Source organism: Pedococcus sp. P2_D7 (genome assembly GCF_056404295.1).
On sequence record NZ_JBFUEH010000002.1, the window covers coordinates 327526 to 340535 of the forward strand.

Sequence of the window (13010 nt, forward strand, 5' to 3'; positions counted from 1 at the left end):
GTATGGAACGTCGTTCGATAGCCGTGCGACGCCTCGAGAGGAGGGCCACCATGACCACCAACGACATGACCCGCAACGACCTGACCTGCACCGACCTGACCACCACCGCCAGCAACACCCCCCAGACCGCGCCCACCGCGGCGCACACCTACCCGTCCCTGCGTGCGGCGTGGATCCCCCTGGCCGCGCTCTGCCTGGCCTTCTTCGTCGAGATGGTCGACAACACGCTGCTGTCGATCGCCCTGCCCACCATCGGCCGCGACCTCGGCAGCGGCACGACGGCCCTGCAGTGGGTCACTGGCGCCTACTCCCTGACGTTCGGTGGGCTGCTCTTGACCGCGGGGTCGATGGCCGACCGCCTCGCGCGCCGTCGGGTGCTGCTGGTCGGGCTCGCCGTCTTCGGACTCCTCAGCCTGGCCGTCGTCGCCGTCTCCACGGCCGCCGAGCTCATCACGCTGCGCGCCGGGCTCGGCATCGCCGCCGCGGCGATGGCCCCGATCACCAACTCGCTGGTCTTCCGGCTCTTCGACGACGCGGCCCTGCGGATGCGCGCGATGACGGTGATGATCGTCGTGGGCATGTCGGGGTTCGTGCTCGGCCCGCTGTTGGGCGGCACCGCCCTGGCCCATGTCCGGTGGGAGTGGCTCCTGGTCGTCAACGCGCCGATCGCCCTGGTCGCCTTCATCGGCGTGCGCCTCGGTGTCCCAGCCGACCGTCCGGAGGACCTCACCGACGACCGGCTCGACCTGCCCGGAGCGCTCCTGAGCGTGAGCGCCATCGGCCTCGCCTGCTACTCGTTGACCAGCGGTGTCGAGCACGGCTGGGCCTCCCCGCTCACGATCGCCTCGGTCATCGGCGCCCTCGTGGCTGGGGCCTGGTTCGTGCGGCACGAGCGCCGCACCGCCGCGCCGATGCTCGACCTCGGCCTCTTCTCGAACGGCACGGTCCGTGGCGCCTCGATCGCCCAGGTCGGGACGTCGATCGCGATGGCCAGCGTGATGTTCGGACTGATTCTGCACTTCCAGTACGCCTACGGCTGGAGCCCCGTGCGCGCTGGCCTGGCGAACCTCCCGATCATCGTGACCATGATCGTCGCGACGCCGCTGTCGGAGTGGCTCGCCATCCGGTTCGGCCACCGCGTCGCCTGCCTCGTGGGTGCCGCCTTCCTGGCGGGCTCGCTGGTTGGACTGTCCTGGGGTGTCGACCACGGCTACCTCGCCATCGCGGTCTGCATGGTCCTCCTGACGATCGGGCTGCGCACGGTCATGACGATCTGCGCGGTCGCCCTCGTCGACGCGATGCCGGCCAACCGCACGTCGATCGGCACCGCGCTCAACGACACTGCCCAGGAGGTCGGCACGAGCCTGGGCACGGCCGTCGTCGGCACCATGATCGCCGCCCTGGTCACCACCCACCTGCCGGCGGGCACGTGGAGCAGCGGCTTGGTCGCGTCGTTCTTCCACGGCGAGCGCATCACCTACGGTCTGCTCGCCGTCGTCGTCGGGGTGGTCGCCGCAGGAGGCGCGCTGACCCTGACGAACTCCCACGCGGTCGAGGAGCACCCCGTCGAGGAGCACCCCGTCGAGGACGTCGCCTGACAGCTGGCCGTCAGCTGTCGAGGCGGGCGGCCGGTGGGAGGAGCGTGGTGTCTGCGGCGGGCCAGTCCTGCGGGCGCGCACCGAGGAGCCAGAGCTGCTCGACCTGCTCGCGGCACCAGGACGAGACGGCGCGGCGCCCGTCCAGCACCTCGGGCGCGAAGGTCCGCCACGGCACCCACTCGGCGCCGCCCACCTCGGCCGGGTCGAGGTCGAGCTCCCGATCGGGCAGCACGGCGGTGAACACCGGGCACCGCTCGTTCTCGACCACGCGGTCCATCTCCGCGACGTAGGCGAACTCCGGCAGCACGAGCCGCAGCTCGCCCACCGTGACGCCCAGCTCGTCGAGTGCCCGACGCCTCGCAGCCGTGTCGAGCCCCTCGCCGGGCCCGGGATGCCCGCAGACCGAGTTGGTCCACACGCCCGGGAAGGTCGCCTTCGTCGGCGCGCGCTGGGTGACGAGCAGCGCCCCTTCGGGGTCGAAGAGGTATGCCGAGAAAGCCAGGTGCAGGGGCGTCGCACCGTGGTGGACAGTCGCCTTGTCCTGCGTGCCCACCGCGCGCCCGTGGTCGTCCAGCAGGACGACGAGCTCGGTCATGCCGACCGACCCAGCTCGTTGACGGCCGCGGAGAACACCCACGGCGCTCGGGCGGCCAGCGGCACGAGTGCCCGGCGAGTGACCTGCGGGCGAGTGGCCTGGAGCAACCCGTGGGTGAGCAGCGAGCACCGCCATGTGGCCGCGAGCCACCCGCGCTCGTAGTCGCCCGGCCGGTCGGCAGCGATGGCCGCGACGGCGGCCCGCGCCTGGGCCAGCCCCAACGAGATGCCCTCGCCGGTCAGCGCGTCCACGTAGCCGCTGGCATCGCCGACGAGCAGCACCCGGCCGGCGACGCGGTGGCGACTGCGTTGCCGCAACGGCCCAGCTCCTTGCACCGCTGAGGCCGCCTCGGCCCCGGCGAGCCGCCCGGCGAGCGGGGGGAACTGTGCGAGGTGCTCTGCGAACGGCCGCCGGCGACGACTCAGGACCGCGACGCCCACCAGGTCGTCGGAGACCGGGGTGACGTAGGCCTCGGCATCCTCGGCCCAGAGGACGTCGACGTGGCTCGACCACGGCGAGACGGCGAAGTGCTGGCGCAGCCCGTACCTGCCGGGCTGGGACGAAGGTCGGTCGAGTCCGAGGTGCCGACGCGTCCAGGAGTGCAGCCCGTCGGCAGCGACCACGTGACCGGCCCGCAGGGTCGGCCCGCCCTCGCCGCCCGGCAGCCGCGTGGTCACCTGGACGCGGTGCGCGTCCTGGCTGAGGCCGGTCGCGGACAGCTGGTGCACGCAGACGCCGGCGTCGGCGGTCGCCGCGGCCAGCCTCGTGTGGAGCTCCGTCCGACGGACGCCGAGCCCCGGGCCCCGGGTGAAGTCCGCGACCGCGACGCCGTTGCGGGCCAGGTAACGGATCCCGTTGAAGGGGTGGCCATGTGGCTGCACGCAGAGGTCGGCCAGGGCAGCCAACCCTCCGGGCATCAGGCCCTCACCGCAGGCCTTGTCCACGGGGCCGGGACGCGGCTCGAGCACCTCGACCGTGAGGCCACGGCGCGCGGCATACAGGGCTGTTGCCAGGCCCACCGGGCCGCCGCCGATGACGAGGAGGTCGACGCTCACGCGGCACCGGCTCGGAGCCCGAGCGCCTGCTCCTCCACCCGGATCCGCACCGACAGCAAGAGGAGGTTGAGGATCGTGAAGGCCGCCGCCGTCACCCAGGCGGTGTGGACCAGGGGGAGGGCGAAGCCCTCGACGACCACGGCGACGTAGTTGGGGTGCCTCAGGAGGCGATAGGGGCCGGCGGCGACCAGGGTGGCGCCGGGCACGACGATGACGCGGGTGTTCCACTGCGGCCCCAGCGTCGAGATGCACCACCAGCGCAGGGCTTGCGCGAGGACGACCAGGACGAGCATCGGCCACCCGAGCAGGGGAATGAAGGGCCGGTCGGCGGCGACGACCTCGACGAGCGCGCCTACGAGGAGCGCGGTGTGCAGCGCCACCATGACCGGGAAGTGGCCGCGCCCCGACTCCACCCCGCCGCGCGAGAAGGCCCACGCGGCATGGCGCTTGGACACCACCATCTCGGCGAGGCGTTCAAGCCCCACCGCTGCGACGAGTGCGGTGAACAGGACCTCGGAAGCGGCCATCGCCGTCAGCCCGCCGCTCGGAGCAACACCATCTCGAGGCAGAACCCCGGACCCATGGCCATCAGGACGCCGTACGACCCGGGACTCGGGGGCCGGTCGCGCAGGGTATCGGCGAGGACGTGCAGCACCGAGGCCGACGACAGGTTGCCGATCCGGTCGAGGGAGTCCCACGTCACGCCGAGCGCGTCCCGCGACACCTCGAGCGCGTCGGCCATCGCCTCCAGCACCTTGGGGCCGCCGGGGTGGGCGACCCAGAAGCCGATGTCGGCGCGGCTGAGGCCCTGCTCCTCGAGGAAGCCGTCGACGTCCTCGCCGAGGTTGGCCCGCACCAGCTCGGGCACCTCGACGCCGAGGACGATCCGCAGGCCGGAGGCGCCGACGTCCCAGCCCATGGCGCGCTCGCTGTCGGGGTACATCCGGCTCCGGGTCGCCAGCACCCGCAGGTCGTGGCCACTGTCCGGACCGAGCTCGGCCGCCTTGTCGGCGCCCACGATCACCACGGCGGCCGCTCCGTCACCGAACAGCCCACTGGCGACGAGGTTGGCGGTCGAGGTGTCGTCGCGCTGGACGGTCAGGCTGCAGAGCTCGGCGGAGAGGAGGACGGCGACGTCGCCGGGGTGGCCGAGCAGGTGGTCGTGGATGCGGGCGACGCCTGCGGCCCCGGCGACACAGCCGAGGCCCACGATCGGCACCCGCTTCACGTCAGGGCGCAGGCCGATGCGGGCGGCGATCCGGGCCTCCAGCGAGGGGACTGCCAGCCCCGTGACCGTCGTCGAGACGATGAGGTCGACGTCGGTGGGGGTGAGGCCGACCGCCTTGAGGGCGTCGACCACGGCCTCGGCCCCGAGGTCCACCGCGACCGCGATGAACTCGTCGTTGGCCTCCCCGAAGTCGCGCAACGCGGCATACCGCTCCAGCGGGAGCGCGAGGTGACGGTGGCTCACACCGGCGTTCGCGTGGATCCGCTCCAGCAACAGCCGGTCGACCCCGTGCGCTCCGAGGACGGTCGCGAAGGCGGCGGTCACCTCACCCTGGGCGTAGCGGTGCTCGGGCAGGACCCCGGCGACGGACACGATGCGGCTCACGAGGAGAGCGTAGGCACACCGGCGGCGGTCCTGCCTCGGCAGGGCCGAACAGGGGCCGGTCCGGGACCGACCCGCCTAGGGTTGGCCCGTGCCCAGCGAGCCGGTGTCCGCGTCGTCGACGTCGCGCACAGCGCTGGTCCGGGCCTGCCACCCCGGTCCGACGCTCGCTGTCACGGTGCTCGTGGCACTGCTCTCGGTGGCCCTCGGCCTCGACGTGGCGACCGGAATCCTGGTCACCGCGGCCGTCTTCACCGGCCAGCTGACGATCGGGTGGTCGAACGACCTCATCGACGCGGCGCGCGACCGGGCCGTCGCCCGCCACGACAAACCGCTGGCTCGCGGCGAGCTCTCGGAGGCGCTGGTGCGCAAGGCGATCGGCGTCGCCGGCGCTTCGTGCATCGTGCTCTCGCTCGCGTGCGGCTGGCGTTCGGCCGCAGTGCACCTGCTGCTCGGGGTCGCGAGCGGCTGGGCCTACAACCTAGGCTTCAAGCGCACCGCCTGGTCAGCGTTGCCGTATGCCGTGGCGTTCGGTGCGCTGCCCGCCGTGGTCTCCCTCGCGGCTCCGGACCGGGCCTGGCCGCCGGTCTGGATGATGGTCACCGGCGCGGTGCTCGGGGTCGGCGCGCACCTGCTCAACGCGCTGCCCGACCTGGCGGACGACGACGCCACAGGGGTTCGCGGACTTCCGCAGCGGCTCGGCGCCGGGCGGGTGCGAGTGCTGGCGCCGGCGGTGCTGCTGGGTGGGTCGGTCGTGGCGACGTTCGGGCCCGGCGGCGCGGTGCCTCCCGGGGCGTGGGCCGGCCTGGCGGCGTGCGTGGTGCTGGCCCTGGTCGCCGTGCTGGGCCGCGGGAAGGGTCCCTTCGTCGCGGCCATCGGCATCGCCCTGGTCGACGTGGCGGTGCTCGTCCTGCGTTGACGGTGGGCGTCAGCGCCTTCGGCGTGCGCCGAGCGCGACGACGATCCCGATCAAGGCGACGAAGGGGCCGATGACGGCCCAGATCGCGACGCCGCTCATGCCGCTGCCGCCCAGGATGTCGAGACCCTGCAGGGTCCACAGGAGGCCGACCAGGAAGAGCAGGATGCCGAAGCCGAGCGCTACGCGAGGGTTCACGTCGCGAGCCTATGCCTGGCGCGGCCGGGCTCAGTTGCTCCGGTCCGCCGCGAGGTGGGCGCGGAGGGCGACATAGACCTTGCGGACCCCGATCGCGCGCTGCAGGTCGTCCTGGATCCGGGTGAAGAACTCGCGGCGGTAGTTCTGGTCGATGACGGCCTGCACGGTGAAGTAGAGGCCCGCGAACGCCGACAGGAAGATCGCGACCGAGAACAGCTCGTCACTGACCAGGTGGAACGGTCCGGTGTAGTGCGGCTCCGAGCCCACCCAGGCCTCGATCACGCTGGGGCGGATGGCGATCGAGCCGAAGATGACGAAGAAGCCGAACACGATCAGCACCAGTGACAGCATCTGGATCGCCTGGGCGATGAAGAGCATGAGCATGAGGTTGCGGCGCTGCAGCGGGGGGAGCCGGATGCCGGCCACCTCGGTGGCGAGGTGCGGCTCGGCGAGGATCTCGCGGGCGGCCGACGCCACCGGGGTGCCGACGCACGTCGCCGCAAGCATCTCGCCCTCGACCTCGGCGCCGACCCGCTCGATCTCGCTGCGGAACGACGGCGCGAGGAAGGCGACCGCGAGCAGGGCGAAGATCCCGACGCAGACCCACAGCAACGGGCGGGGCAGTGCCGACGACACCTGCCAGACCTCGGTGTTGATGAAGAGGAAGGTGATGAACAGCAGTAGGAACGGCAGGGCTCGCGTCGCGAGCGGACCGATCAGCGACCGGTTCTCCCAGGCATGGGCCAGTGCCCAGCGGCCGATCCGCCCCACCCGGAACACCCTGACCGCCCGCCCCAGTGCGACGACCGTCGCGGTCAGCAGCCCGGCTGCGACCGCCTCGCCGACCCCGGCGTCGAGGTTGAGGGCGACGACTGTCACGAGCACGGCTGGCACCGCGGCGAGCACGGCCCAGAGGCCGACGATGCGCGGCACGAGGGCCCGCTGGATGGCCTCGTGGCCCGCCTCGACGAAGTACGGCAACCCGTGGGAGTCGAACCAGGCCTCGCACTTGGCGACGTCGTTCGTGGTGAGCACGACGTCAGCCTCTCAGGTGTCGGCGGCGAGGCCGAATCACCACGCAGCAGGGTCTCGTCACACGATGCACCTGTCACACCACACAGAATTCGTTGCCCTCGGGATCCCGCAGCGTGACCGCGTAGTAGTCCGCGCCCTCGGGGGCGTTGCGGTAGGCGATGCTCGCGCCGAGGGCGACCAGGCGCTCGACCTCGGCGTCCACGCTGGCCCGCCGGGCGGCATACGGCATCGCCTCGCGACCCGGCGTGTGCCTGACGTCGACGTGCAGCCGGTTCTTGACCGACTTGGGCTCCGGCACCTCCTGGAACCAGATGCGCGGTCGCAGGCCCTCGGGGTCGACGATCGCGCCGCTGCCCTGCTCGGCGCCCACGAGCTCTTCCTCGGGTATGCCGCCCGCTCGCCAGTAGTCGAGCCACGAGTCCCAGCCGGCCGGGGCCGGCTCGGGCACGTAACCAAGCGCCGCACACCAGAACCGTACGAGTCGGGAGGTGTCGGCGCAGTCGACGGTGAGGTGCCAGTTCGCGGTCATGCGGGCAGTCTCGCACCGGGGTGCGTCAGCCGGTCGGCCCTGCGGCGGCTGCCTCGCTGAAGCGCGCGGACCACAGGCGCAACACCTCGAGCACCTCAGGCGTGGCCTCCTCGAGCGTGAACGGCGCATCGACGACCCCGAGCCCGAACGCCGCCCACCCCGGGTGCACCGCATCCATCTCCAGCAGGCAGGACGTGTCGTCGATCGGGGTGACCCGCGCCCACCGACCTGTGCGGCGCTCGACCTGCTCGGACGGAGCGTGGACCCGGGCACGCACAACCACGCGGGTTTCGTTGCGGGACAAGCCCTTTCGCACGTATGCCGCGGCGTCACCTCCCGGCACCTCGCGCGCTCGGAAGCGGGCCCGGGTGCCGAACGGCTCGCTGAGGCGGTCGAGCCGGAACGAGCGCCAGTCCTGGCGGTCGAGGTCGTAGGCCAGGAGGTACCAGCGGCGCCCGACGGTGACGAGCCGGTGTGGCTCGACGTGGCGCCGCACGGCCTCGCCGGCACCCTGACCGCCACGCGCCAGGTAGGTGAAGCGGATCCGCTCTGTGTCCCTCGTGGCCTGGGCCACCGCGGCCAGGACGTCGGCGTGCACGGCCGGAGCCTCGGAGAACGGGGAGTCGTCCGTGACCGCGCGCAGCGCCTCGGCCCGCCGGCGCAGCTTGGGTGGCAGCACCTGGACGACCTTCGACAGGGCGCTGACCGACGCCTCCGACAGTGCGCCCGCGGTGAGCTGGGCTGCTCCGTTGAGCGCCACGACCATCGCGATCGCCTCGTCCTCGTCGACGGTCAGCGGTGGCATCGTCGCGCCGGCGCCGAGCTGGTATCCGCCCTCGATCCCGCGGACCGAGTCGACGGGATAGCCGAGCTCGCGCAGCCGCTCGACGTCGCGACGCAGCGTGCGTTCGGACACCTCGAGCCGGCCGGCGAGCTCCGGCCCGGCCCAGAACCGATGGGTCTGGAGGAGCGAGAGCAGTCGCAGGGTGCGGGAGCTGGTGTTGGCCATGACGTCAGGATGCCCGAGATAGCGGACAGAAAGTGGCCGGATGTCTCCCTAGCGTCGGAGGTGACAGGAAATCCACGACAGGCGAAGTCAGGAGAAGGACATGACCACGACCCTCGAGCTCCCCCGCGACGGTGAGCCCACGGCATACCCGCCGGCCGACAGCCGGGCAGGCACGGCCGTTGAGGTCGCGACGCAGCCCGAGACCCAGGCGGTGGCGCGTGGCGCCCTCCCGGTGGGCCGGGCGCGGACGATCGCGCTGCTCAGCCTGTTCCTCGCGTCCACGATGGAGCTGCTCGACACGACCATCGTCAACGTCGCGCTCCCGACCATCGAGTCCGGGCTCCAGGCCAGCGCCGCCCAGCTGCAGTGGATGGTGGCGGCCTACCCGCTGGCGTTCGCGGTCGCCCTCATCACCGGGTCGCGGCTCGGCGACCTCTGGGGGCGCAAGCGGGTCTTCCTCGGCGGGCTGGTCGGCTTCACCCTCATGTCGGCGGCTTGCGGCTTCGCGCCGAACGCCGAGTCGCTGGTCGGCTTCCGCGCCCTCCAGGGCATCGCTGCGGCCGCGATGATCCCGCAGGTGCTGTCGAGCCTCCAGGTGATGTACGCGCCGCACGAGCGGGCCAAGGCGATGGGGCTCTTCACGGGGCTGGCGGGGCTGTCAGCTGTCCTCGGGCCGGTCATCGGTGCAGTCCTGACCGAGGCCGACCTGGGTGGGCTGGGGTGGCGCTCGATCTTCCTCGTGAACGTGCCGTTCGGTGCGCTGGCGATCGTGGCCGCGCTGCGGTGGGTGCCGGAATCCGTTGCCACGCAACGCCCCCGCATCGACCTACGAGGTGTCAGTGTGCTCGCCGTCGGCCTGCTCGCGGTGCTCTACCCGCTCACCATGGGTCGCGAGCTGGGTTGGCCGACGTGGGTGTATGCCGCGATGGCTGCCGGTGTCGTCGTGCTCGGCTTCTTCGCCCGCTCGCAGGTTCGGGCCGAGCGGGCGGGTCGCGAGCCGCTGGTGGCGCTCAGCCTCTACCGGGGACGGGGTTTTGCTGCCGGGTCGGCGATGAACTCGTTGCTGTTCATGGCGATGGCCTCCTACTTCCTGTGCCAGACGATCTACCTCCAGGCGGGTCTCGGCTGGTCGGTGCTCCAGGCCGGGCTCGCGGGTGTGCCGTTCGCGCTCACGACCACCGTCTTCGCCGGGGTCGGGGTGGCGGTGCTGGCGCCGAAGATCGGTCGACGGGTGCTGCAGATCGGCGCGCTGACCTGGGCTGCCGGTGCGGTCATCCTCGCGGTGACGGTGCACGAGGCCGACGCCTCCACGTCGGTCTGGACGTTCCTGCCGGGCTTCGTCGTGGCGGGTGCCGGGTTCGGGTTGATGGTTTCGCCCATCGGTGTCTTCACGCTGGCGGACGTGCCGGTCGACAAGGCTGGTTCGGCGTCAGGGCTGTTCAGCACGACTGGTCAGCTGTCGGGTGCGGCCGGGGTCGCGGTGCTGGGGTCGCTGTTCTTCTCGGTCGTCGACGCCCACGGCTCGGCGTCGCCCGTACAGATGGTTGCGCCGGTCGAGGTGTTCCGCCCCGCCATGGAGGTGGCGCTCGCGGTGCTCGTCGGACTCATGCTGGTGGCGGCGGTCGTCGCCCGGCAGCTGCCGGCGATGCCGAGCCAGCCTGAGGACGACTGAGCCGCCTCGCTTCACCCCAGAAGGTTGACCTCCACCCCGAAACCGTTCCGGGGTGGAGGTCAACCTTGTCCCCAGACCCGATAAAGGTGGTGAAGGTGAGGGGGTGGCGACGGGTGCTCGGGTCAGGACGTGAGGGCGTAGCCGAGCCAGAGGGCGGGCAGGCCCAGGCCCAGGGTGAGGGCGAGGTTGGCGACGAACGGCTTCCACGCCCGCTCCTCCAGGAACACCCACGTCTCGAAGGCCAGCGTGGAGAACGTCGTCAGCGCGCCGCAGAAACCGATGCCCACCAACGGCATGAGCCACTCCGGCGGGTGAGGCACTCCCGCCACCAGCCCGAGGACGAACGACCCCACGACGTTCACGACCAGCGTGCCGAGGATGGTGCCGGCACGGGTGTGGTCGCGCGCCCATTGGTCGACGACGAACCGCAGCGGCGCCCCGACGGCTGCGCCCACCAGCACCAGCAGGGCGCCCGTCATCGGAGTGCCCGGGCGGCGCTAACTCGCCTTTTGCATGGGATAGCGACGGGCGGGGTGGTCATGGTCGCCGCCCGAACAAGCGCTCACCGAGGGTGATCCCGAGCGCCACCGCCACCAGGCCGACCAGGAGCGAACCCACGAGGTATGCCGCCGCGACCAGCCCGTGCCCCGCGTGGACCATCGCGTGGATGTCGAGGGCGTAGGACGAGAAGGTCGTCCAGCCGCCCAGGACCCCCACGCCGAGGAACGGCCGCAGCCACGGGTGCGGCCGCGCCATCGAGAGCACCCACACGACGAGCACCCCCATCGCGAGCGACCCCGTGACGTTGACGAGGAACGTCGACCACGCGAACGCCCCGGAGACGTGGGGCAGCGCCAGCCCCACGGCATACCGGCCGAGGGAGCCCAGCACCCCACCCGCGGCGACGGCCGCGAGCAGCCAGGAGTCGCCCCGCCGCACGACGTCCATCAGGCGCGCTTGGTCTCCAGGAAGTCCGCGATCCGCCCGATGGCCTCGGTGAGCACCTCGATGTCGGGGAGGGTCACGAGGCGGAAGTGGTCGGGTTCGAACCAGTTGAAGCCGGTGCCGTGGGTCACGAGGATCTTCTTGGTGCGCAACAGGTCGATGACGAACGCCTGGTCGTCCTCGATCGCGTAGACCTCGGGGTCGAGCCGCGGGAAGCAGTAGAGGGCGCCGTGGGGTTCGACGCAGGAGACGCCCGGGATCTCGTTGAGCAGCCGCCACGCCGTCTTGCTCTGCTCGTAGAACCGGCCGCCGGGGTGGATGTACTCCTCGATCGACTGGTAGCCGCCGAGCGCGGTCTGGATCGCGTGCTGCCCGGGGACGTTGGCGCACATGCGCATGTTGGCCAGCAGGGTCAGGCCCTCGAGGAAGTCGGCGGCCAGCTCCTTCGGCCCCGACACCATCACCCAGCCGGCGCGGTAGCCGCAGACCCGGTAGGCCTTGGACAGCCCGCTGAAGGTCAGGCAGAGGACGTCGTCACCGGCGAACGTGGCGGTGTGGTGGTGCACCGGGTGGTTGACCTCGTCGGCGAACAGGATCTTCTCGTAGATCTCGTCGGACATCAGGACGAGGTTGTGGCGGCGGGCGATGTCGGCCATGCCCTTGACGACCTCGTCGCTGTAGACCGCCCCCGTCGGGTTGTTCGGGTTGATGACCACGAGGGCGTGGGTGTTCTCGGTGATCTTGGACTCGATGTCGGCGAGGTCCGGGTTCCAGCCGTTCGACTCGTCGCAGCGGTAGTGGACCGGCGTCCCTCCGGCCAGGGTGACGGCCCCCGTCCAGAGCGGGTAGTCCGGCGCCGGGACGAGGATCTCGTTGCCGTCGTCGACGAAGGCGGTGAGGACCATCGAGATCAGCTCGGAGACGCCGTTGCCGATGTAGATGTCGTCGACGTGCGTGTCGGTCAGCCCGCGCGACTGGTAGTAGTGCGCGACGGCGGTGCGGGCGGAGTAGATGCCGCGGGAGTCGCTGTAGCCCTGCGAGTTCGGCAGGTGGTGGACCATGTCCTGGAGGATCGCCTGGGGCGCCTCGAACCCGAACGGGGCGGGGTTGCCGATGTTGAGCTTGAGGATCTTGTGCCCCTCGGCCTCGAGCCGCTGGGCCTCCTCGAGGATCGGCCCACGCACGTCGTAACGGACCTGGTGGAGCTTGCGGGACTGCGTGATTCGGCGCACGGGTTCAGTCTCCCAGCAACTCGACCGTCGTCACGACGGTGGTCACCGATGGGCGAGTCGGCGTCGAGCTGAACCCGAACCGGCACGGCGGGTCGACGTCGGCCAGCCGTCCCAACGGCACCCCACGCCACGCGCCGCCGAGACTCGTCAGCGAGTGCAGGTCGGTCGCGCCGTACCACTCGCGTCGCCCCTCCAGCGCGGTCCCACGGGTGCGGACCCCCCGCATCAGGATCCGCGCGACCGGGTCGATCACGGCGGCCCAGGCCGGCGCCGCGGCGAGCCTGCGCGGCACCGCGCGCAGGACCCAGCCGAGCGGCATACGCGGTCCGAGGTGCAGGTATGCCGCGAGGTGACCTTCGACGTGCACGTCCCAGCCGTCGCGGGTCACCCCCACCGACACCGGCGTCGTGCAGACCTCGTCGAACTCATAGGTCTGCTGGACGAACTCGGCCACCTCGTCGGTCGGGGCGAGCAGGGTCCGGTGACCCGAGGCGTCCTCGACCATGACATCGGCGAAGGCGCCCAAGGGTGAGTCAGTCCATCGCCCCACGACGAAGCGCACGCCGCTGGTCGATCCGACCCCGGCGATGGCGCCCGTGAAACGAAGTTGCTGCACG

General features: G+C 71.7%; 15 protein-coding genes. 3 read left to right on the top strand and 12 right to left on the bottom strand.

Annotated features, from left to right (window positions below):
- Positions 1–50: 50 nt before the first annotated feature.
- Positions 51–1598 carry an MFS transporter gene (locus tag AC1DWJ_RS05070; RefSeq protein ID WP_477620155.1) on the top strand — a complete coding sequence of 516 codons (1548 nt, stop codon included), beginning with the start codon at positions 51–53 and terminating at the stop codon, positions 1596–1598.
- Positions 1599–1608: 10 nt separating this feature from the next.
- Here AC1DWJ_RS05070 and idi read toward each other — a convergent pair whose 3' ends face one another.
- The 4 genes from idi to AC1DWJ_RS05090 are packed head-to-tail and all read right to left on the bottom strand — an operon-like array spanning position 1609 to position 4860.
- Positions 1609–2193: an isopentenyl-diphosphate Delta-isomerase gene (idi, locus tag AC1DWJ_RS05075; RefSeq protein ID WP_477620156.1), complete on the bottom strand. Its 585-nt coding sequence runs from the start codon at positions 2191–2193 to the stop codon at positions 1609–1611.
- Positions 2190–3248: an NAD(P)/FAD-dependent oxidoreductase gene (locus AC1DWJ_RS05080; RefSeq protein ID WP_477620157.1), complete on the bottom strand. Its 1059-nt coding sequence runs from the start codon at positions 3246–3248 to the stop codon at positions 2190–2192. Before AC1DWJ_RS05080 ends, idi begins: the two co-directional genes overlap by 4 nt.
- The gene (locus AC1DWJ_RS05085) at positions 3245–3775 is read right to left on the bottom strand and encodes an isoprenylcysteine carboxyl methyltransferase family protein (protein ID WP_457256070.1); all 531 of its coding nucleotides are present in this window, start codon (positions 3773–3775) and stop codon (positions 3245–3247) included. Before AC1DWJ_RS05085 ends, AC1DWJ_RS05080 begins: the two co-directional genes overlap by 4 nt.
- 5 nt (positions 3776–3780) lie before the next feature.
- Positions 3781–4860, bottom strand: coding sequence for a type III polyketide synthase (locus AC1DWJ_RS05090; protein ID WP_457256071.1), 1080 nt, complete (start codon positions 4858–4860; stop codon positions 3781–3783).
- A gap of 88 nt (positions 4861–4948) precedes the next feature.
- On the opposite strand from AC1DWJ_RS05090, the gene AC1DWJ_RS05095 reads away from it, so the two are divergent.
- Positions 4949–5776, top strand: a complete 828-nt coding sequence (locus AC1DWJ_RS05095; protein ID WP_457256073.1) for a UbiA family prenyltransferase — start codon at positions 4949–4951, stop codon at positions 5774–5776.
- Between the two features lie 9 nt (positions 5777–5785).
- Here the strand turns inward: AC1DWJ_RS05095 and AC1DWJ_RS05100 are convergent, their stop codons facing one another.
- The 4 genes from AC1DWJ_RS05100 to AC1DWJ_RS05115 form a co-directional block, all read right to left on the bottom strand.
- Positions 5786–5971 carry a hypothetical protein gene (locus AC1DWJ_RS05100; RefSeq protein ID WP_457256074.1) on the bottom strand — a complete coding sequence of 62 codons (186 nt, stop codon included), beginning with the start codon at positions 5969–5971 and terminating at the stop codon, positions 5786–5788.
- 30 nt (positions 5972–6001) lie between these two features.
- Complete coding sequence (locus tag AC1DWJ_RS05105; RefSeq protein WP_477620158.1) at positions 6002–7006, bottom strand: hypothetical protein; 1005 nt, start codon at positions 7004–7006, stop codon at positions 6002–6004.
- A 73-nt stretch (positions 7007–7079) separates the two neighbouring features.
- Entirely contained in the window at positions 7080–7535 is a 456-nt protein-coding gene (locus AC1DWJ_RS05110; protein ID WP_457256077.1) for a VOC family protein, read from the bottom strand.
- Between the two features lie 25 nt (positions 7536–7560).
- Positions 7561–8544, bottom strand: coding sequence for a helix-turn-helix transcriptional regulator (locus tag AC1DWJ_RS05115; RefSeq protein WP_457256079.1), 984 nt, complete (start codon positions 8542–8544; stop codon positions 7561–7563).
- Between the two features lie 100 nt (positions 8545–8644).
- Here AC1DWJ_RS05115 and AC1DWJ_RS05120 point away from each other — a divergent pair, with 100 nt between their 5' ends.
- Positions 8645–10216, top strand: coding sequence for an MFS transporter (locus tag AC1DWJ_RS05120; RefSeq protein ID WP_477620159.1), 1572 nt, complete (start codon positions 8645–8647; stop codon positions 10214–10216).
- Between the two features lie 122 nt (positions 10217–10338).
- Here the strand turns inward: AC1DWJ_RS05120 and AC1DWJ_RS05125 are convergent, their stop codons facing one another.
- From AC1DWJ_RS05125 to AC1DWJ_RS05140, 4 genes are read right to left on the bottom strand one after another with little or no spacing between them, the layout of a single operon-like run.
- Positions 10339–10695 (bottom strand): fluoride efflux transporter FluC, encoded by a 357-nt coding sequence (locus AC1DWJ_RS05125; protein ID WP_477620160.1) that lies wholly within the window; start codon positions 10693–10695, stop codon positions 10339–10341.
- A gap of 58 nt (positions 10696–10753) precedes the next feature.
- Complete coding sequence (locus tag AC1DWJ_RS05130) at positions 10754–11164, bottom strand: fluoride efflux transporter FluC (protein ID WP_477620161.1); 411 nt, start codon at positions 11162–11164, stop codon at positions 10754–10756.
- A complete protein-coding gene (locus tag AC1DWJ_RS05135; RefSeq protein ID WP_457256086.1) occupies positions 11164–12393 on the bottom strand; it encodes a pyridoxal phosphate-dependent aminotransferase in 1230 nt (409 codons plus the stop codon). The genes AC1DWJ_RS05130 and AC1DWJ_RS05135 overlap by 1 nt, the downstream gene beginning before the upstream one ends.
- Positions 12394–12397: 4 nt before the next feature.
- Positions 12398–13009 carry a hypothetical protein gene (locus AC1DWJ_RS05140; RefSeq protein WP_457256087.1) on the bottom strand — a complete coding sequence of 204 codons (612 nt, stop codon included), beginning with the start codon at positions 13007–13009 and terminating at the stop codon, positions 12398–12400.
- Position 13010: the final 1 nt, after the last annotated feature.

Excerpts from the sequence above, each read along its gene's own strand:
- AC1DWJ_RS05070 (WP_477620155.1), top strand. The coding sequence starts at position 51 with ATGACCACCAACGACATGACCCGCAACGACCTGACCTGCACCGACCTG.
- idi (WP_477620156.1), bottom strand. The coding sequence starts at position 2,193 with ATGACCGAGCTCGTCGTCCTGCTGGACGACCACGGGCGCGCGGTGGGC.
- AC1DWJ_RS05085 (WP_457256070.1), bottom strand. The coding sequence starts at position 3,775 with ATGGCCGCTTCCGAGGTCCTGTTCACCGCACTCGTCGCAGCGGTGGGG.
- AC1DWJ_RS05110 (WP_457256077.1), bottom strand. The coding sequence starts at position 7,535 with ATGACCGCGAACTGGCACCTCACCGTCGACTGCGCCGACACCTCCCGA.
- AC1DWJ_RS05115 (WP_457256079.1), bottom strand. The coding sequence starts at position 8,544 with ATGGCCAACACCAGCTCCCGCACCCTGCGACTGCTCTCGCTCCTCCAG.
- AC1DWJ_RS05120 (WP_477620159.1), top strand. The coding sequence starts at position 8,645 with ATGACCACGACCCTCGAGCTCCCCCGCGACGGTGAGCCCACGGCATAC.
- AC1DWJ_RS05125 (WP_477620160.1), bottom strand. The coding sequence starts at position 10,695 with ATGACGGGCGCCCTGCTGGTGCTGGTGGGCGCAGCCGTCGGGGCGCCG.
- AC1DWJ_RS05130 (WP_477620161.1), bottom strand. The coding sequence starts at position 11,164 with ATGGACGTCGTGCGGCGGGGCGACTCCTGGCTGCTCGCGGCCGTCGCC.